This window comes from Hyphobacterium vulgare (assembly GCF_042643335.1).
In the GTDB taxonomy this organism is placed as follows: Bacteria; Pseudomonadota; Alphaproteobacteria; order Caulobacterales; family Maricaulaceae; genus Hyphobacterium; species Hyphobacterium vulgare.
The window spans coordinates 20,186-38,276 of record NZ_JBHRSV010000004.1; the positions used below are offsets into that span (position 1 = coordinate 20,186).

Below are 18,091 nucleotides of genomic sequence, written 5' to 3' on the forward strand. Positions count from 1 at the left end.
GTCTCCGCGTTTGACTGAGATCAATCGACCAGGGTCAGAATGGCAGGAATGACACCGCTGTTCCCGCTGGCAATGCGGGAGTTCCGGGCAAGAGGCGGATCAGCGCGTCACACGTCGCAAGTTCCAACTGTCCACTGGAATCCTGTGAGACCGCCAAACGGAGACTGCCGTCAATCCTGCGCGCACGCAGGAATGTTTCCCGGTCACCGCAGTCCGGTAGAGGGTCGCTGCAGATCATCGTCTCGAAGACGACCGCTTCCCCCGGATCTCGCCCACTCAATCCCTGCAGCAAAGGAACAAGGAAAAGTCGCGCCGTCACCAGTGCGGACGTCGGATTTCCGGGCAGACCAAGAACAAGTCGCCGACCGACGCGGGCGAGCCAGACCGGCTTGCCGGGCTTTATCGCAACCTTGGGAAAGACATAGTCCAGGTCTTGCTCGAAGACCGAGCGCGAATGGTCGCGGTCTCCCACCGACGCTCCGCCGATCATGATCAGAAGGTCCGCATCTGCAAGCGCTTGGGCCGCAGCGATCCGGAGCCGGGCCGGCTGATCGGGCAAACGCTCGCAGCGGACCACGATCCCACCCTGCTGCGTAGTCAGCGCGGCAATTCCATAGGAAACACTCTCCGGGATCGCGCCCGGACGCGTTCCGGCCACTCCCGGGTCGGCGAGTTCGTCGCCCGTGGCGATGATCGCGACCCGTGGCCGGAGAAACACACTGACCTCCCCGCGATCGCCTGCCGCTGCCGTTGTCAGCGATTTCCAGTCCAGCAACCGGCCAGCCGGCATCAGAAGTTCACCGGCGCGAAAATCGGAACCCGCCTTGCGAATATGGCGGCCCGGACCATACGAACGATGGAAGGTGACCACATTGCCGTCACGCTGGGCGCTCTCCTGGACGATGACCCGGTCCGCTCCCTCCGGCAAAGGGGCGCCCGTGAAAATTCTCATGGCAGCCCTGGCAGGCAGAACCTGTCCGGGAGGAGAACCCGCAACCGACTCGCCTGCAATTGGCAGGCTGAACGGCAGGGCGCAGAGATCAGCATCGCGGACGGCATAACCATCCATGGCCGATACGTCGGTTCGCGGCATGGCAAACCGCGCCGACACGGCTTTGGCAAGCACCCGGCCCGATGCCTCGGGGAAAGGGATGGTTTCAACACCCAGCGGCTGGCCAATTGCGACGACGCTGGCGAGCGCCTCGTCGAAAGAGATCATGACGCCGTCGTCCCTGCCGCCCAGTCACCCGATTTTCCGCCATTCTTTTTCTCGAGCCGAATGGCTTCGACCACCATTTCCCTGTCGACGGCTTTCAGCATGTCATAGAGCGTTAGCGCCGCGACGCTCACCGCCGTCAGCGCTTCCATCTCGACGCCCGTCTGGCCCGTCACCCGAACATCGGCTTCGATCCGGAACCCCGGCAGGGCGTCATCGATTTCCACGGTAACCGCCACCTTGCTCAGGGCAAGCGGATGACAAAGCGGGACAAGTTCATGCGTGCGCTTGGCCGCCATGATACCAGCGATTTCGGCCACTGTGACGACAGCGCCCTTGGGGGCCCGCCCATCTCGGACCATCGCGAGGGTCGACGGCTTGCAACGTACGTGTCCGCTCGCGACAGCACGGCGGCTGCTTGCGGGCTTTTCAGTCACGTCCACCATATGGGCACGACCCTGACCATCAAGATGGGTCAGTCGAGTCATGGGCACAGACCTCGATAGCGCTCGATCTGACCCACCAGCGAACAGGGCCGGAACCGGCTGTCGAGCTCGAATGCGAACACGTGTTCCCAGGCATCCCGGCAGGCGCCGGTCGATCCTGGGACACAAAATACGAAGGTTTCTCCTGCTTGTCCGGCAAAGGCGCGGGATTGCAAGGTAGAAACGCCCACAGTGCCGAGACTCACCTGGTGGAAGACGATCGAGAAGCCGTCCATCTCGCGTGCAAATAGCGGCTTGATCGCTTCCGGAGTTACATCCCGCGGAGAAAACCCCGTTCCGCCCGTCGTCAGCACGACATCAATTCCGGGGTCGGCTATCCAGCGCGAAACGGTTTCGCGGATGGCGGCGACCTCGTCCTTGACGATGGCGCGTTCGACAAGTTCATGCCCCGCCGTCGCCGCGCGCTCCGCAAGCAGTGCGCCGGAAGTGTCCGTCTCCACGGTGCGGGTGTCGGAAACGGTAAGGACTGCGATGTTCAGCGGATAGAACCGCAAAGCCTCGTCAATGCCCGGCGGTTTCTTCATACCAGCGCTCCCGATCTTTTTTGTCTGCAGAAGTGGGCTCGATCCAGCGCTCGCCGAATCCTCCCTGTTCGCGTTTCCAGAACACGGCATCGGTCTTGAGCCGGTCCATGAGATAGTCCGCGCATTCGAAGGCCGCTCTGCGGTGGGCGCTGGCAACCGCAACGAACACGATCATGTCGCCTGGCAGAAGTCGTCCGGAGCGATGCGCGACCGAGATGCCCTGCACGTCGAACCGTGCGGCACCGTCATGGGCGATACGCTCGATGGACGGCGCCGTCATCTCCGGATGATGGTCGAGAATCAGAGCCTCGATACTCTCGCCTTCCTTGCTGGACGGCCGGACCATCCCGTCGAAAGTTACCATGGCACCGCAATCCGGAACGGCGTGCCGCAACGCATTGACCCGCCTGACCCTATCGATGAGTCCCAGGGAAAGTTCTGCATCAATCCAGACTGTCGTGTTCGGCTTCATCAACGTCACCCGCCGGAGAGCGGGCTGAGGAAGTCAACTCTATCGCCTTCGCGGACGTGATGGTCTTCAGTCACAATCACGTTGTTCACAGCGGCGCGGTAAATGGGATCGAGTATGTCCTCGTATCCGGATCTCCTCGCCAATTCGCGACGCAATTCGGCAATGGAGAGCCCGGCGCTGACCGCAGGCACGTCGATGTCGTTCCCGTAGGTCGTGGATATCCGCCCGTAGAAGCCCAACCTCATCGAAAACTCCCATGCCTTCGCCCGCCCGAATGTTCCGATCTGGGTAGCCCAAGAGCACGGAACACGGCATGACATTCGTCATCTAAAGTCCAAGTGTTTTTGGCGAGCGTGCCAGACGAAAGTCTTAGGCGACCGGTCGTTGTTTCCCTATCACGAACGAAAATCCCTACTCCCGGCACGGGAACTGAAGCGTGACGCTCTTACTGGTCGCCGCATTTTTCGCCACAGCCCTGTTGTACGCCAGCGTCGGTTTTGGTGGCGGATCAACATATAGCGCCCTGCTGATCATCAGCGGGGTCGATTACCGCATTCTGCCGGCCATTGCTCTTGTATGTAATGTCATCGTCGTAACCGGAGGCGTTGTTCGGTTCCGGGCTGCCGGTGAATTGCCGATCCGTCAGCTTCTTCCGTATCTCGTGACTTCGGTCCCGGCCGCCTGGATCGGCGGAAGACTGCCCATCAGCGAAACGCTGTTCGTCGGATTGCTTGGCGGAGCTCTGTTGGTCAGCGGTATCCATCTTGCTCTCCAGAAAGAGCAATCCAGGTCGCGGTCAATGTCACGCATCGCGATTCCCGCTCCGGTGGGTATGGCCATTGGCGGTGCGATCGGCTTGCTGTCGGGACTTGTCGGAATTGGAGGCGGCATCTTTCTGGCCCCGATCCTCTATGCCCTAGGTTGGGGCACTCCGCGCCAGATCGCCGGGGCGAGCAGTCTCTTCATTCTGGCAAATTCGATTGCTGGGCTCGCAGGTCAGATTTCCAAGCTGCAGGATCTGGAGATCCTTGCGATGGCAGTTCCCTACTGGCCCCTACCCCTTGCCGTGCTGTTTGGCGGTCAGATCGGTTCATGGTTTGCCAGCCGCCGCCTCAGTCCGTCCATCATTCGTCGTCTGACGGCTGCGTTAATCCTGTACGTCGCCATTCGCCTTCTTCTGCGATGGCTCGAAAGCTTCTGAATCGCCCACTGTCGACCAAAAAAGGAAAGAGCGAAATGCCGCGCAAGGAAGACACCGGACCCAAGGCCTATTTCCCGGGCCCGCGATCCGAGAACGAGTCCTGGGTACGCTCCGAGTTCCAGGCGATCGTGGACGACTGGTTCGACTGGCGGCGCGGCACCCGTCCTGGCGACCCCGCCGCGATCGGCGCGGAGGAGCGGCTGACCCCGGGTTTTCTGGTCGAGCGCGAACGGACCGCACAGGCCCTGGCCGAACTGATGGCTCTGTTGCGCCGGGAAACCCCGACCTATTCGCCGCGCTATGCCGGCCACATGGTGTCCGAACTGTCGCTGCCGGCGCTGTTCGGGCATTTCACCGCGCTGCTGCACAATCCGAACAACACGTCCCGGGAAGTCTCGAAGGTCGGCACGGTGATCGAGGCCGAGGCGATCGCGATGCTGGCGGAGATGATCGGCTTCGATCCGGCCGCCGCGCGCGGGCATTTCACATCCGGCGGGACGATCGCCAATTTCGAGGGGGTCTGGCGCGCCCGCTACCGGCTCGATCACTGGCTGGCACTGGCGTTGTGGATCGCCGAGAAGACCGGCGAAACGCTCGATCTGTTCGCGGCGGCGCACATGGGCTGGGCGCGCTTTTCGGAGTTGGTCTCCACTCACAATCCTCCGGCTGCCGAACTGCGCCGCGCCAGCGCGGTGGCGGGCAATCCCGCCGACATCTTTCGCCGCATCGGCGCCGCCAGCGGCCAGGAGTATTCCGGCCCGGTCGTGCTGGTGCCGGGCAACAAGCATTTCTCCTGGCAGAAGGCGGCCAATGTCTTCGGACTCGGCGAGGAAGCCTTCTGGAGTGTCGGCCTCGATGCGGAGGGCCGCCTCGATGTCCCGGACCTGGAGCGCCGGCTGGTCGAGGCCGCGGCGGCGGGCCGTCCGGTCCTTGCCGTCGTCTCGGTGGCCGGTACGACGGAGACCGGGGAAGTCGATCCCGTGGACACGGTCTGCGATCTCCTCGAACGCCTGCAGGCCGAACGCGGCTGGCGCATCTGGCACCATGTCGATGCCGCCTATGGCGGCTTTCTCTGCACCATCCCCGGCGGCCCGTACGAATCCGTTCTATCGACCCGGGTCCGCGAGGCATTGAGGGCGGTCGGCCGGGCGGATTCGGTGACGATCGATCCGCACAAGCTGGGCTACACGCCCTATGCCTGCGGTGCCTTTCTCGCGCGCGATGCAGACCGCTATGCCGTCTCCGTATTCGATGCGCCCTATCTCGAACGCCCGCATCTGGCCCGGGACCTCTGGTCAGCGACGCTGGAGGGCTCGCGCCCGGCCTCGGGCGCAGCGGCGATGTGGCTGACCGGGCGCACGATCGGTTTTCGCCCCGATCGCTTTGGCGCGATCCTCGCCGGCACGGTGCGGGCGCGGCAGACTTTCCAGGAGGCGGTGCGCACCGCCCTCCCCGAAATTCGCTTCCTCGAGCCCGCCGACAGCAATATCGCCTGCTTCTCGCTCGCCGCTGACGGGGAAGCCCTGTCCTCGGCCAACCGGCATACCGCGTCGCTGTATGACGCGGTGCGTGAAGCCGGGGAGTTCGAGCTGTCGATGACGACGCTGCGCCGCCCGGGCCAGTCGGCCCAGATCGCGGCGCATGCAGCCCGCCACGGCCTTGAAGACGACGACGACCGGCTGGTGCTGATGCGCGGCGTCTTCATGAACCCCTACTGGTCGAGCGCTTCGGTGAGCGAGCGCCTCGTCCCGGAATTCGTGAACGCCCTGCGGCGGGGCATCGAAGCCGTCGGGACCTGATTCGGAAGAATAAGAACCGCGGTTCGCACGACGAAGCCGTGCCTGGCGAATCCGTTCGCTTCAAAATTGCGTTCAATTGCGCTGGAACAAATGAGGGCTGAAAGATTCTGCCAGACTTGACGCGGGAACAATATCGAACAACGAGGCGGAGAATGCTTCAAACCCCGCACCAGTCTCTGGCAAGACTGACAGAGTTCATTGAAACGCGCTTCCACATTCGGCACCGCGAACAATTACCCGGCATTATCGAGCTTTGCCGCAAGGTAGAACAGGTTCACGCCGGTCACCCGGACATGCCTGTCGATCTGGCGGATGTGCTGCAGCGCATGCGAGGCGAGCTCGAGATGCACATGAAGAAGGAAGAGCTGATGCTCTTTCCGATGATAAGATTCGGAAATGGCGGCGACTTCGGTCACCCCATCGCGGTGATGCGTTCAGATCATGACGACCATTCAGGTGATATTTCAATAATAGAGTCAAAGACGTGCGGCTTCCAGCCCCCGATTGACGCGTGTCGGACATGGCGCACCCTGTACCGGGAGCTAAATACCTTCGTCGACGACCTCAAGACGCATATCTGGTTGGAGAACGATGTTCTCTTCCCCGCATTTCAGTCGGCATGAGGCCAGTGTTGCCACTATTCCCCGACGCTTTGGTCAGACCCGCCTTGCTCGCGCCTGCCAGTTTCGCTCTAACCCGGAGCCTGCGCCGAGTGATGCGCAGCAATCCCGATCTGGTTGAGCGTTTGAAAGATTTTGAAGGCGCTCGGATCATGATCGCCCCAAGGTCGTGGCCGTTGGTCTTTCTGATCACCCTCCGCATCAGATGCGGAAGCATAGAAGTGCTTTCCGCTGAAACTGCGGCTTCGGCAGACGTGCGGGTTGAGGCTCCGATTTCGGTTCTCTGGACAATCTTCGAAGGACTCGAAGACGGCGACACGGCGTTTTTTTCGTCCGACCTGACGATTGAGGGGGAGGTCGCGTCGTTGCTAGCGCTGCGAAATGCGATCGACGCCGCCGGTCTGAACTGGACAGCCCTGGTCCCCGTACCGGTGCCGCGGACGTTCGCAAGGCTCATCGACCGACTTCGAGCCGAACCACGGCAAGCGCGCCATGCTTGAACTGGTCAGTCCGGCTGGTACGCCAGCCAGTCTCAAGGCAGCTGTCCAGGCAGGTGCAGACACCGTCTATTGCGGCCTTCGAGACGAAACGAATGCACGCAATTTTCCGGGTCTGAATTTCTCTGCGACCGAACTCGCAGAGGGAGTTGATTTCGCGCACCGACACGGTTCCAGAGTGCTACTGGCAATCAACACCTTCGCACGGGCAGGAGCTGGAATCGCATGGCGGAGCGCCGTCGATATTGCCGCACAATACGGAGCGGACGCGATTGTCGTGGCAGACATTGCGGTTCTTGACTATGCAGCCCAGACATATCCGGAAATGAGGCTACACCTGTCAGTGCAGGCAGCCGCGGGAACACCCGAAGCGATAGAATTCTACGCGTCCAGATTTGGCGTCAGGCGCGTTGTGTTGCCCCGAACGCTGTCGATTCCCGAAATCCGCACACTGAAGAACGAAGTCGCCGTCGAGATCGAAGTCTTTGCCTTCGGCGGCCTATGCGTGATGATCGAAGGAAAGTGCGACCTTTCGTCATTCGTAACAGGTCGCTCTCCAAACTTGTCAGGTGTCTGTTCACCAGCCGAATGCGTGACCTATTCTAAAGACGGTAATGAACGTTCGGCCCGCCTTTCAGGGTTGACGATCCAACGTGAGCAGACAGGAAAGCCGGTCGGCTACCCAACCATTTGCAAGGGCAAATTCCGCGACGGCAACAGTGTCGGTCACGTCTTCGAGGACCCGGTCAGCCTCAACACGGTCGAATTGCTTCCCGACCTGATCGATGCCGGTGTGACGGCGCTCAAGATCGAAGGGCGACAACGCGGCAAGGCATACGTCGAACAAGTCACTCGAGAGTTTCGGACCGCAATCGATGCAGTGACGTCGGGAACCGGCACTTGTGATCATGCTGGACTGAAGAGCCTCGCAGAGGGTCACCGGAGCACAACGGGAGCATTCCGCAAATCATGGCGATAGAGGCCTCGAAAATCGAACTCTCGCTCGGACCGGTTTACTTCAACTGGTCACCACAGAAGTTGGAAGATTTCTATGACCGCATCGCGAATGAGGCGCCAATCGCGCGGGTCCATATCGGCGAGATCGTATGCGGAAAGCGTTCACCCCTCAACGCCGGCGCGCTGGCCCGATCGGCAGAGCGGCTGAGGCAAGCCGGAAAGACGGTAGTCTGGTCCGGCCTGATCGCTCCGGTGAACAAGCGCGAGCGCGGAATGATCCGGGATCTCATCGCAACGGGGGACGAAATCGAAGTCAATGAGATGGGCGGGATGATCCATCTGAAAGGTCAGCCCTTCACAGCCGGGCCGTTCTTGAATCTGTATAATGAGAATGCACTCGCGCTGATGGCCCGTCTTGGGTGCACGCGTTGGTGCGCGCGCGTCGAACTACCCCTGAATTCCATTCGGACAATGGCGCGCGCGTTACCTACGCTGGGAACTGAACTGTTTGGCTTCGGCAGACTTCCGCTCGCCCACTCGGGGCGTTGTTACCATGCACGCCAGCACGGTTTGACCAAAGACTCATGCCAATATGTCTGCGATCGGGATCCTGATGGCGCGTCCATAGAAACTCTCGATGGGGAGCCGCTGCTTGCCTACAATGGAGTGCAGACGCTTTCTCACTCCCTTCAGGTCTGCTCAATGAATGCAAAAGCGCTTTCCGAAGCGGGGGTCTGTGCACTCCGCCTTTCGCCTCACGATATTGATATGGTTGCTGTCGCCGAGGCGTTCCGCGACCATCTCGATGGCAAGCTGGACAGCGAGGCCTTTGTATCACGGTTGGTGGGAAACCTGCCGGGGTGGCCGATCAGCAATGGCTATCTTTCAGGTCGCGCGGGGCGTGAATGGGTCGCGATCTGAATTCCGACACGATAGCGGATCTGCGACATGCGATCGATATCGTGGACACCAAGTTATTCGAATTACTGGAGCACCGGTTTGACTTGGCGACACGGATCGCACCGCTGAAAACTGACCCGCAAGCCATCGAGGATGTGGACAGAAATCGCGAAATTTTCGACAGAATTGCAGCCTTGGCTGCGCGAACCGGGATCGACAGCGTTGATGCAGTCGAAATCTGGCGGGCAATCCTTCGCGCTTCGCTCTCATGCCAGCGCAACTTTCTGGCCCGGTCGCAATCCGGCTCGAATGAATAGTGCCGTCACCCAAGGCAACCTCACCCGGACACTGGGCTTGTCGACTCTTGGCGAGAACTCTTCCGTTCCATAACTCATGGAATGGCTTCTAGACCTCCCTGCGCTTGGCAGAGCCGAGTTTCACCCCACGCAGCCGCAGCGCGTTGAGCACCACAGACACCGAGGACGCGCTCATCGCGAGGGCGGCGAACATCGGGCTGATGAGAATGCCGAAAACCGGGAAGTGGATGCCGGCCGCGACCGGCACACCCGCCGCGTTGTAGATCAGCGCAAAGAACAGGTTCTGGCGGATGTTCCGCATGGTTGCGCGCGCCAGCCTGCGGGCGCGGACGATGCCGTCGAGATTGCCTTGCACCAGCGTGATTCCCGCACTTTCGATGGCGACATCGGCGCCGGTGCCCATGGCAATGCCGACATCGGCCTGCGCCAGAGCCGGCGCGTCATTCACGCCATCGCCCGCCATGGCCACCTTGTGGCCTTCGGCCTGCAGTTCGCGGACAATGCGAGCCTTGTCGGCCGGCAGCACGTCGGCGCGGATCTCGTCGATGCCGAGTTTCGCCGCGACCGCCTTTGCGGTGCGTTCGTTGTCGCCCGTCGCCATGATGATGCGGAAGCCGAGCGCATGCAGCGCCTTGAGCGCGGCGGGCGTGGTTTCCTTCACCGGATCGGCGACGCTAACGAGGCCGGCGGGTTTTCCGTCGATGGCCACGAACATCACCGTCTCGCCATTGTCGCGACGGACATTCGCCCTTTCGCCGAGCGCCGATATTGCGACACCCAGAGCCTCCATCATCGCCCGGTTGCCCAGCGCCACGAACCGTCCCTTCACCTGACCGGTCACGCCCTTGCCGGTCACGGCCTCGAATTCGGTGGCCGGGGCGAGTGCCACACCCCTGTCTTCGGCGCCGCGTACGATCGCCTCGGCCAAGGGGTGCTCCGATCCGCGCTCAAGAGCGGCAGCGAGAGCCAACACTGTCTCTTCTTCAAAACCGTTCGCGGGTTCGACCGCTACAAGGCGGGGCTTGCCTTCGGTCAGCGTACCGGTCTTGTCGACGATCAGAGTGTCGATCTTCTCGAAACGCTCAAGCGCTTCGGCATTCTTGATCAGCACGCCGGCCTGTGCGCCGCGTCCGGTCGCGGTCATGATCGACATCGGCGTCGCCAAACCGAGCGCGCACGGACAGGCAATGATCAGCACGCTGACCGCGGAGATGAGCGCGTAGGACAGGGCGGGGTCCGGGCCCCATATCGCCCAGACGACGAAGGCGATGACCGCGACGGCGATGACCGCCGGCACGAAAAGGCCGGAGACGCGGTCGGCGTATTTCTGGATCGGGGCGCGGCTGCGCTGGGCCTGCGCGACCATCTCGACGATCCGCGAGAGGACGGTGTCAGCCCCGACGCGCTGCGCCTCGATGACGAGGCTGCCCGTGCCGTTGATCGTGGCGCCGGTGACGCGCTCGCCTTGCGTCTTCTCGACCGGCACGGGTTCGCCCGTGACCATGCTTTCGTCGATCGAGGACCGGCCTTCCACGACCACGCCATCGACCGGCACCTTATCGCCCGGCCGCACACGGAGGCGGTCGCCGACCTCGACGTCTTCCAACGGCACTTCCTCCTCCCGCCCGTCCGGGTGGATGAGGCGTGCCCGCTTGGGGGCGAGGTCGAGCAGCGCACGGATCGCCTTGCCGGTGCCTTCGCGGGCCCGAAGCTCCATCACCTGACCCAGAAGAACCAGCGTCACGATGACGGCGGCGGCCTCGAAATAGACGCCGACCTCGCCGCCATGCCCACGGAAGCCCTCGGGGAAGATGCCGGGGAAGAGAACCGCCACGACGCTGAACGACCAGGCCGCCATCACGCCCATGGCGATGAGGCTGAACATGTTGAGGTTGAGGGTTCGGAAGGAGTGCCAGCCGCGTTCGAGGAAGGGCCAGCCGCTCCAGAGAACCACCGGTGTCGCCAGCAGAAGCTCGAGCCAGGCCGCGGTCCGGTGTCCGATCGCCTCGCGCACCCCGAGACCGAACATGGGGCCCATGGCGAGAATCAGGACCGGCACGCTGAGTGCCGCACCGACCCAGAAGCGCCGCGTGAAATCGGCGAGTTCGGGGTTCGGACCGTCGTCGCCGTGAACTCCGGACTCCAGTTCGAGTGCCATGCCGCAGATCGGACAGGCACCGGGGCCGGGCTGGCGTACTTCCGGGTGCATCGGGCATGTGTAGACCGCTCCGGAATGACCGGCCGGTACAAGATCGTACTTCCCGCCGGGGGCGGCTGCGGATTTCGCCGCGCCGTGACCGCCACAGCAGGCACCGTGTTCATGGGCAGCATCCGACGTGCCGAGATACCGTTCCGGATCGTCAGCGAACCTGGTCCGGCAGGAGTCGGAACAGAAATGATACTCTGCTCCGTCGTGCTGGATGGACGGCGTGCCCGGTCCGGGCGTGACGCTCATTCCGCAAACCGGATCGGTTACTGATTTTGCCGCCGCACCCGCATGGCAGGCGCTATGATCGTGCTGGTGATTGTGATTGCTCATTTTTCTGGCCTCGTTCGGCGCGGAAACCCCCGCTCGAGTCCATGTCTGAGGCTTCCAGTCACTGGAAGGTCAAGCGCTATTCTTCGGCGCTCGTTTCGTCGCCCGACAGGGTTTGGATGATCGGGCAGTCCGGGCGGTCATCGCCATGACAGGACTGCACCAGTTCACTCAACGTCCGGCGCATGTCGCGCAACTCGGCGAGTTTTCGGTCGATGTCGCCGATATGCTGGCGCGCCAGCGCGCGTACCTCGCTGCTGGCGCGCTCGCGGTCGTCCCACAGGCCGAGCAGCAGCCGGCAGTCGTCGAGTGAGAAGCCGAGCGAGCGCGCCCGGCCGACGAATTGCAGGCGCCGGACATCGCGCTCCGCGAACACCCTATAGCCATTGTCCGACCGCTGCGGCGACACCAGGCCGATGTCCTCGTAGTAGCGGATCGTCTTGGCCGGCAGGCCGGTGAGCGAGGCGACCTTGTTCACATTCACGGCGCGGTCCTGTCACTGGGTTCTGACCTTGCAAGATCCCAATTCCGCCAGAGCAGATAGGCAGCCGGAAGGACGAGCAAGGTTAAAAGCGTCGCGCTCGTCATGCCGCCGATCATCGGCGCCGCGATCCGCCGCATGACTTCTGAGCCCGTGCCGTCACCGAACATGATCGGCAACAGGCCGGCGATCACCACGGAAACCGTCATAATAACCGGACGGACGCGCAACAAAGCACCCTCAATAACCGCCGCACGCAAGTCTTCGCGCGTGAACTCACGTCCCTCCTCCGCGCAAAGCCGCTTCCGGCGGGTAAGCGCCTGCTCGAGATAGACGAGCATGATGACGCCGATTTCGACCGCGACGCCCGCAAGAGCGATGAATCCAACGCCGACCGCCACCGAGAGGCGATAGCCGAGGAGGTCGAGGAACCACAGTCCGCCGGTGAGTGCGAGCGGTAGCGTACCCAGGATAAGCATGACCGGCATGAGCCGTCGGAAATTGAGGAATAGCAGCAGGACGATTAAAACCAGCGTCAGCGGCACGATCATTGTCAACCGGGCCTGGGCTCTTTCCATGAATTCGTATTGGCCGGACCAGCGCAACGAGTAGCCCGGTGGAAGGTCCAGATCCCGTTCGATCGCCGCGCGGGCGTCGTCGACATAGCTGCCGATGTCGACGCCCGCGATGTCGATGTAGACCCAGCCATTGAGGCGCGCGTTCTCGCTGCGGATCACGCCGGGTCCGTCGGATACGGCGATGTCGGCGAGCCGGTCGAGCGGTATTTCCGCCCCGGTCGGCGTGATCACCGGCAGGTCCCGCAATTCCTGCAATGAACCCCGATAGTCCGCCGGATAGCGCAGGTTCACCGGATAGCGCTCCCGCCCTTCCAGCGTGTGGGTGACGGTCATGCCGCCGATCGCGCTCCTCACGATCTCGTGGACATCGTCGATATTCATGCCGAAACGGGCGGCCTCCGCGCGATTCACATCGATGTCCACGAACCGGCCGCCCATGACGCGCTCGGCATAGACCGAAGCGGTACCGGGCACGCCCTCGATGATGTCCTCGATCCGGGTGCCGATCTCGGCAATCACGTCGAGATCCGGGCCCGCGATCTTGATGCCCACAGGAGTCTTGATTCCGGTGGCAAGCATGTCGATCCGGTTCCGGATCGGCATAATCCAGACATTGGTCAGGCTCGGAACGTCGACCAGCGCGTCCAGTTCAATGCGGATGTCCTCCATGGTGACGCCGGGACGCCACTCGTCACGCGGCCGCAACTGGATCGTGGTCTCAATCATGGTCAGCGGGGCGGGGTCCGTGGCCGTGTCGGCGCGGCCAGCCTTGCCATAGACGGTCAGCACTTCGGGCACCGTCATGATCAGCCGATTGGTCTGCTGCAGGACTTCCGCCGCTTCGCTGGCCGAGATGCCGGGATAGGCGCTCGGCATATAGAGCAGGTCACCCTCGTCGAGGTCCGGCATGAACTCGCTGCCAATCCGCAACAGGGGAATGGCCATGCTGGCGATCAGCACGAGCGACACCAGCAGGACCGCCGCGGGGTGACGAAGCGCGACGCCAATGAAGGGGCGGTATGCGGCAATCAGTATCCGGTTCACGGGATTGGCGTGCTCGGGCGTGATCCGTCCCCGGATCAGGAAGCCCATCAGGACCGGGACCAGCGTCACGGACAGTCCCGCCGCGGCGGCCATCGCGTAGGTCTTGGTGAAGGCCAGCGGATGGAACAGCCTGCCTTCCTGGGCCTCTAGCGCGAAGATCGGCACGAAGCTGAAGGTGATGATCAGAAGCGAGAAGAACAGCGCCGGCCCGACTTCGGACGTGGCCTCGGCCACGATCCGCCACCGGTTCTCCCGGGTCAGCGGGGTTCTTTCCACATGCTTGTGGAAGTTCTCGATCATGACGATCGCCGCATCGACCATAGCGCCGATGGCGATCGCGATGCCGCCGAGCGACATGATGTTCGCGTTGATCCCCTGAATGTGCATCACGATGAAGGCCACGAGAATGCCGAGCGGCAGGCTGAACACCACCACGAGCGACGATCGCAGGTGGAAGAGGAAAACGGCGCAGACCAGCGCGACGATCAGGAATTCCTCGACCAGTTTCTCGCGCAGAGTCTCGACGGCGCGCTCGATCAGCCCGGCTCGATTGTAGGTCACGACGATCTCGACGCCCTCGGGAAGTGAAGCCTCGAGTTCGTTCAGCCGCGTCTCGACACGCTCGATCGTGGCCAGCGCGTTTTCGCCATAGCGCATGATCACGACGCCGCCGACGGCTTCGCCTTCACCGTTGAGTTCGCCAATGCCGCGCCGCAATTCCGGTCCGGTACGGATTTCGGCCACGTCGGACAACAATATAGGCACGCCTTCATCCGTCACGCGGAGCGGGATGTTCCGCAGGTCGTCCTCACCGGCGAGATAGCCGGACGCGCGGACCATGTATTCCGCCTCGGCCATTTCCAGCACGCGTCCACCGCTCTCGCGGTTGCCGTGCTCGATGGCGCGGCGCACGTCGGCGAGCGGAATACCGAACGCCCGCAACCGGTCCGGGTCCGCAACCACCTGGTATTGACGCACCATGCCGCCGATCGTGGCCACCTCGGATACGCCCTCGATCGTCTGGAGCTCGAACCGGAGAAACCAATCCTGGATCGTACGCAGCTGGGCGAGGTCATGCTGGCCAGTGCGGTCGACCAGGGCGTATTGGTAGATCCAGCCGACCCCGGTGGCGTCGGGCCCGATCGCCGCCACGGCCTCCTCCGGGAGGGTGGGTGCGACCTGGCTGAGATACTCGAGAACCCGGGACCGCGCCCAATAGAGATCGGTACCGTCCTCGAAGATCACGTAGACATAGCTGTCGTTGAAGAAAGAATAGCCCCGCACGGTTACCGCTCCGGGGACGGACAGCATCGCTGTCGAGAGCGGATAGGTGACCTGGTCCTCGACCACCTGGGGGGTCTGACCGGGATAGGTCGTCTTGATGATGACCTGCACGTCTGACAGGTCTGGGATCGCATCGAGCGGCGTGCGCTGGAGCGACCAAAGACCCGCCGCAGCAAGCAGCGCGGACATCAGGAGGATGACGAGCCGATTGCGAATCGACCAGCGAATGGTGGCGGCAATCATTGCTCGCCCTCCTCGGTCCCGGTCGTTTCGCCGGCGGGCTCGATTGCCGATATGAGCCAGTCCTCGCCTGAGCGGGTCAGCATGAATTCGACGCGGTCCCCTTCGGCGATTCCATCGAGCGGCACCTCTCCGGTCGTCGTGAATGACATGCGCATCGCCGGCCAGGCCAGCGCCGCGATAGGCTCATGATTGACGGTGATCATGCCGTGTCCGGGCATGACGTTCTCGACGCGTCCGACACCCATCACCATCGCGGGGGACGCTGATGGCGCATCGGTTCGGTCCTCGTTCGATGCCGGCTCCATGTCGATCGGTCCGGGCGGCATCATGCGCAGCATCGCGCCGCGGAGATTCGCTTCGGAATCCAGCAGGAATTGCCCAGAGACAACGATCATTTCGCCTTCCTCGAGTCCGGACAGGATTTCCACCCGGCCCTGGGCCTCGCGTCCCGTTTCGACGGCGGCGGGAAAGAAGCGGTCGTCATCGGTCACCACAATGACGCGCTCGGACTCCGGGGTCACGATTACGGCTTCGCGCGGTACGGTCAGGACGCCCGCGCGCGGCTGGACCGCGATCTCCGCTTCGACGAACCCACCCGGCCGCAAGTCGCCTCGCGGATTGGCGAGTCGGGTCCGGACCCGGACGGTGCGAGTCTGCGGATCGACGGTGGGATAGACGTACTCGACCTCACCTTCCCTTGCGCGCTTGCCCTGGCCGGTCGCACGGATGGTCACACGCTGTCCTGATTCCACGATGTCCGCTTGTCGTTCGAAGACGTTGAGCTGCACCCAGACCTCGGACAGGTCGGCGATGGTCATGACCGGATCGCCAGGACGCACGAACTGGCCCTCACGGACGCTAATGTCCGTCACAACACCAGAGCGCGGCGACAGGATCGCAAGGCGGTTTCCGGCCTGTCCGCGAGCCGCGAGGGCATCGATCTGACCGGGCGACATGCCGAGCGCATCAAGGCGCGACCGGGATGCGGAAGCCAATGCCGAACGACCCGTGCGGACCGCCTGGAGGTACTCGCCCTGCGCCGTCGCGATCTGCGGCGAGTAGAAATGAAAGAGCACATCGCCCGCTTCGACCCGGTCGCCTGCCGCGGCGACGGGCAGCGACTCGATCCAGCCTTCGGCCCGCACGCTGACCGAGGACGCAAGATCGTCCACGGCGGTGACATATCCCACCGCACGGACGGTTTCGCGGAAATCGGTTCGCTGCACCCTTGCGGTCCGGACGCCGATATTGTTGGCCGCCGCCGGATCGATGCGTAACCCGGCTTCGGTCGCCGCCTCGTCCTCGGCATAGACCGGGACGAGTTCCATCCCCATCGGCGACAGTCCAGGTTCGTCGCGCCGGTAAGTCGGGTCCATGGGAGCGACCCAGTAGAGGATTTCCGGATCGGAGGACGCAGTGCCTCCGGAGGACTCGCTGCTTGGTGTCCGCAGCATGCCGAACGCGATTATCGCTCCGGTCAGCACGATACCGACGGCGATCATTGCCCAATGGCTGTAAGACAGTTTCATTGCACATCTCCCGCGAGAAACAGGATCCGCGCTGTGGCTGCGTTCCGGTCGGTCTCAAGCCGCTGCAACGCGAGCTCGGCATCAAGGAGGGCCAGTTCGGCCCGAACGAGCTCCGGGAAGTCCGCCACATCGTTCTGGTAGGCCACCAGCACCGCCTCGCGGGTGTCGCGGGCCGCAGGAAGAACAGCATCGCGCTGGTGCGTTTCCTGTTCGGTGAGGCGATCCAGCCGCGAGACCTCGATCACGAGCGAGCGGCGCATGTCCAGAAGCAAGGCCTGGCGCGCCAATTCACCGGCGGCGACCTCGTCGTGGGCCGCCGCAACGCCCTCGTCCTGCCGCCGCCTTTCGAAAAGGGGCATTTCGACGCTGACGCCGATCGAGGCGACATCAGATCGTCCTCCCCTCAGACCATACCCGGCTTCGACTGCCCACGCCGGCCGGTATTCCTGCAGCGCCAGGTCGACACGAACTTCGCGCTGGCGGATCGCCGCATCGGCGATCGCCACAGCGGGATGGCGAGTTAGCCCGGATTCCAGCCGGTCGACCTCGGCGATGTGAGGCAGGCGTGGCGACTGCGGCGCGATCGGGCGCCGTGCTGCGCCCGGTCCGACATAGCGTTCGAGTTCGGCGAGTGCGGTTTCGCGATGACGCGCAATTTCGTGCAACCGGTTCTCCAGCACCAGCGATTCGAGTTCGGAACGGATAACGTCATGGCCGTTCTGCTGCCCGGCCGAATAGGCGGACAGGGCCACTCCGGTCAGTTCGGCAACGGTATCGATCCTCAGTCTCGTCAGGTGTTCGGCCCGGTCCCAATAGTGACTCTCAAGCCAGGCCAGCCGCACGTCCCTGACAATCTCGCGTTCGGCAAGGTCCTGCCGGGCCTCGTCCGCCGCGGCCTGGGCGAGCGCTTCCTGACTCGAGAGTCGCAGCGTATCCCCGCGCGGGAACATTTGCCGGACAGACAGCCGCAGCTGCGTCATCGGCTCGCCGTCAGGGTCGAGCGTGGCGAGCGGCAGACCGGTGATCGCGGCGCCCAGGGTCGGATCGGGAAACACGGTGGCCGCTGCGCCGCGGTGGCGCTGCGATTCGGCCATCGCGCCGAACTGCGCAGACGACGGATCGTCCTGGCTTTGAGCGATATGGACCGCCTCGGCCAGACCGAGTGGATCGGTGGCCGGAGGCGTCAGGCTGGCGCCGAGAACGGCCGCCAGCAGGAATGAAAATGGCATTTGGGTCTCTCCTCGGAGTCTGAATCAGGAATGCCGGCGCGGGACCGGAAGACCTTTCAGATCCGGGGAGGACGTTTTGGAATTGTCAGAGAGATTGAAAATGGCCGCGTGTGAACTGGTCGGTCAGGCGCCGCGCTGTCGCTCCGGTTCCAAGTGAG

General features: G+C 63.1%; 17 protein-coding genes. 7 read left to right on the forward strand and 10 right to left on the reverse strand.

Annotation, left to right across the window (positions count from 1 at the left end):
• Window positions 1-34 precede the first annotated feature (34 nt).
• The 5 genes from ACFOOR_RS05115 to ACFOOR_RS05135 are packed head-to-tail and all read right to left on the reverse strand — an operon-like array spanning window position 35 to window position 2,963.
• Complete coding sequence (locus tag ACFOOR_RS05115) at window positions 35-1,219, reverse strand: molybdopterin molybdotransferase MoeA (protein ID WP_236956164.1); 1,185 nt, start codon at window positions 1,217-1,219, stop codon at window positions 35-37.
• The gene (gene moaC / locus ACFOOR_RS05120) at window positions 1,216-1,704 is read right to left on the reverse strand and encodes a cyclic pyranopterin monophosphate synthase MoaC (protein WP_236956165.1); all 489 of its coding nucleotides are present in this window, start codon (window positions 1,702-1,704) and stop codon (window positions 1,216-1,218) included. The genes ACFOOR_RS05115 and moaC overlap by 4 nt, the downstream gene beginning before the upstream one ends.
• A complete protein-coding gene (gene moaB / locus ACFOOR_RS05125; RefSeq protein ID WP_236956166.1) occupies window positions 1,701-2,246 on the reverse strand; it encodes a molybdenum cofactor biosynthesis protein B in 546 nt (181 codons plus the stop codon). The genes moaC and moaB overlap by 4 nt, the downstream gene beginning before the upstream one ends.
• On the reverse strand, window positions 2,224-2,718 hold the full coding sequence (locus ACFOOR_RS05130; protein WP_236956167.1) for a molybdenum cofactor biosynthesis protein MoaE: 495 nt from the start codon (window positions 2,716-2,718) through the stop codon (window positions 2,224-2,226). Before ACFOOR_RS05130 ends, moaB begins: the two co-directional genes overlap by 23 nt.
• Window positions 2,719-2,723: 5 nt before the next feature.
• On the reverse strand, window positions 2,724-2,963 hold the full coding sequence (locus ACFOOR_RS05135; protein WP_343165449.1) for a MoaD/ThiS family protein: 240 nt from the start codon (window positions 2,961-2,963) through the stop codon (window positions 2,724-2,726).
• A 191-nt stretch (window positions 2,964-3,154) separates the two neighbouring features.
• Between ACFOOR_RS05135 and ACFOOR_RS05140 the strand changes: the two genes are divergently transcribed.
• The 7 genes from ACFOOR_RS05140 to ACFOOR_RS05170 all read left to right on the forward strand — a co-directional run bounded on the left by ACFOOR_RS05140 (window position 3,155) and on the right by ACFOOR_RS05170 (window position 9,009).
• A complete protein-coding gene (locus ACFOOR_RS05140; RefSeq protein WP_343165448.1) occupies window positions 3,155-3,919 on the forward strand; it encodes a sulfite exporter TauE/SafE family protein in 765 nt (254 codons plus the stop codon).
• 35 nt (window positions 3,920-3,954) lie between these two features.
• Window positions 3,955-5,718, forward strand: coding sequence for a pyridoxal phosphate-dependent decarboxylase family protein (locus ACFOOR_RS05145; protein ID WP_236956171.1), 1,764 nt, complete (start codon window positions 3,955-3,957; stop codon window positions 5,716-5,718).
• Between the two features lie 152 nt (window positions 5,719-5,870).
• The gene (locus ACFOOR_RS05150; RefSeq protein WP_236956173.1) at window positions 5,871-6,341 is read left to right on the forward strand and encodes a hemerythrin domain-containing protein; all 471 of its coding nucleotides are present in this window, start codon (window positions 5,871-5,873) and stop codon (window positions 6,339-6,341) included.
• On the forward strand, window positions 6,338-6,838 hold the full coding sequence (gene ubiT, locus ACFOOR_RS05155; RefSeq protein ID WP_449272387.1) for a ubiquinone anaerobic biosynthesis accessory factor UbiT: 501 nt from the start codon (window positions 6,338-6,340) through the stop codon (window positions 6,836-6,838). Before ACFOOR_RS05150 ends, ubiT begins: the two co-directional genes overlap by 4 nt.
• Entirely contained in the window at window positions 6,831-7,814 is a 984-nt protein-coding gene (gene ubiU, locus ACFOOR_RS05160; RefSeq protein WP_236956174.1) for a ubiquinone anaerobic biosynthesis protein UbiU, read from the forward strand. The genes ubiT and ubiU overlap by 8 nt, the downstream gene beginning before the upstream one ends.
• The gene (ubiV, locus tag ACFOOR_RS05165) at window positions 7,805-8,713 is read left to right on the forward strand and encodes a ubiquinone anaerobic biosynthesis protein UbiV (RefSeq protein ID WP_343165447.1); all 909 of its coding nucleotides are present in this window, start codon (window positions 7,805-7,807) and stop codon (window positions 8,711-8,713) included. Before ubiU ends, ubiV begins: the two co-directional genes overlap by 10 nt.
• A complete protein-coding gene (locus ACFOOR_RS05170) occupies window positions 8,698-9,009 on the forward strand; it encodes a chorismate mutase (RefSeq protein ID WP_236956176.1) in 312 nt (103 codons plus the stop codon). Before ubiV ends, ACFOOR_RS05170 begins: the two co-directional genes overlap by 16 nt.
• Window positions 9,010-9,097: 88 nt before the next feature.
• On the opposite strand, the gene ACFOOR_RS05175 is transcribed toward ACFOOR_RS05170, so the two are convergent.
• From ACFOOR_RS05175 to ACFOOR_RS05195, 5 genes are all read right to left on the reverse strand, one after another.
• Window positions 9,098-11,548, reverse strand: coding sequence for a heavy metal translocating P-type ATPase (locus ACFOOR_RS05175; RefSeq protein WP_343165446.1), 2,451 nt, complete (start codon window positions 11,546-11,548; stop codon window positions 9,098-9,100).
• A 76-nt stretch (window positions 11,549-11,624) separates the two neighbouring features.
• Complete coding sequence (gene cueR, locus ACFOOR_RS05180; protein WP_343165445.1) at window positions 11,625-12,029, reverse strand: Cu(I)-responsive transcriptional regulator; 405 nt, start codon at window positions 12,027-12,029, stop codon at window positions 11,625-11,627.
• Window positions 12,026-15,175 carry an efflux RND transporter permease subunit gene (locus ACFOOR_RS05185; protein WP_343165444.1) on the reverse strand — a complete coding sequence of 1,050 codons (3,150 nt, stop codon included), beginning with the start codon at window positions 15,173-15,175 and terminating at the stop codon, window positions 12,026-12,028. The genes cueR and ACFOOR_RS05185 overlap by 4 nt, the downstream gene beginning before the upstream one ends.
• Entirely contained in the window at window positions 15,172-16,704 is a 1,533-nt protein-coding gene (locus tag ACFOOR_RS05190; protein WP_236956180.1) for an efflux RND transporter periplasmic adaptor subunit, read from the reverse strand. Before ACFOOR_RS05190 ends, ACFOOR_RS05185 begins: the two co-directional genes overlap by 4 nt.
• Entirely contained in the window at window positions 16,701-17,933 is a 1,233-nt protein-coding gene (locus tag ACFOOR_RS05195) for a TolC family protein (RefSeq protein ID WP_236956182.1), read from the reverse strand. The genes ACFOOR_RS05190 and ACFOOR_RS05195 overlap by 4 nt, the downstream gene beginning before the upstream one ends.
• Window positions 17,934-18,091 lie beyond the last annotated feature (158 nt).

What these genes read in the sequence shown, in the direction of transcription:
- moaB (WP_236956166.1), bottom strand. Translation starts at nt 2,246, where the DNA reads ATGAAGAAACCGCCGGGCATTGACGAGGCTTTGCGGTTCTATCCGCTG.
- ACFOOR_RS05170 (WP_236956176.1), top strand. Translation starts at nt 8,698, where the DNA reads ATGGGTCGCGATCTGAATTCCGACACGATAGCGGATCTGCGACATGCG.
- ACFOOR_RS05115 (WP_236956164.1), bottom strand. Translation starts at nt 1,219, where the DNA reads ATGATCTCTTTCGACGAGGCGCTCGCCAGCGTCGTCGCAATTGGCCAG.
- moaC (WP_236956165.1), bottom strand. Translation starts at nt 1,704, where the DNA reads ATGACTCGACTGACCCATCTTGATGGTCAGGGTCGTGCCCATATGGTG.
- ACFOOR_RS05150 (WP_236956173.1), top strand. Translation starts at nt 5,871, where the DNA reads ATGCTTCAAACCCCGCACCAGTCTCTGGCAAGACTGACAGAGTTCATT.
- ubiT (WP_449272387.1), top strand. Translation starts at nt 6,338, where the DNA reads ATGAGGCCAGTGTTGCCACTATTCCCCGACGCTTTGGTCAGACCCGCC.
- ACFOOR_RS05130 (WP_236956167.1), bottom strand. Translation starts at nt 2,718, where the DNA reads ATGAAGCCGAACACGACAGTCTGGATTGATGCAGAACTTTCCCTGGGA.
- ACFOOR_RS05190 (WP_236956180.1), bottom strand. Translation starts at nt 16,704, where the DNA reads ATGAAACTGTCTTACAGCCATTGGGCAATGATCGCCGTCGGTATCGTG.
- ubiU (WP_236956174.1), top strand. Translation starts at nt 6,831, where the DNA reads ATGCTTGAACTGGTCAGTCCGGCTGGTACGCCAGCCAGTCTCAAGGCA.
- ACFOOR_RS05185 (WP_343165444.1), bottom strand. Translation starts at nt 15,175, where the DNA reads ATGATTGCCGCCACCATTCGCTGGTCGATTCGCAATCGGCTCGTCATC.
- ACFOOR_RS05145 (WP_236956171.1), top strand. Translation starts at nt 3,955, where the DNA reads ATGCCGCGCAAGGAAGACACCGGACCCAAGGCCTATTTCCCGGGCCCG.
- ubiV (WP_343165447.1), top strand. Translation starts at nt 7,805, where the DNA reads ATGGCGATAGAGGCCTCGAAAATCGAACTCTCGCTCGGACCGGTTTAC.
- ACFOOR_RS05135 (WP_343165449.1), bottom strand. Translation starts at nt 2,963, where the DNA reads ATGAGGTTGGGCTTCTACGGGCGGATATCCACGACCTACGGGAACGAC.
- ACFOOR_RS05175 (WP_343165446.1), bottom strand. Translation starts at nt 11,548, where the DNA reads ATGAGCAATCACAATCACCAGCACGATCATAGCGCCTGCCATGCGGGT.
- ACFOOR_RS05195 (WP_236956182.1), bottom strand. Translation starts at nt 17,933, where the DNA reads ATGCCATTTTCATTCCTGCTGGCGGCCGTTCTCGGCGCCAGCCTGACG.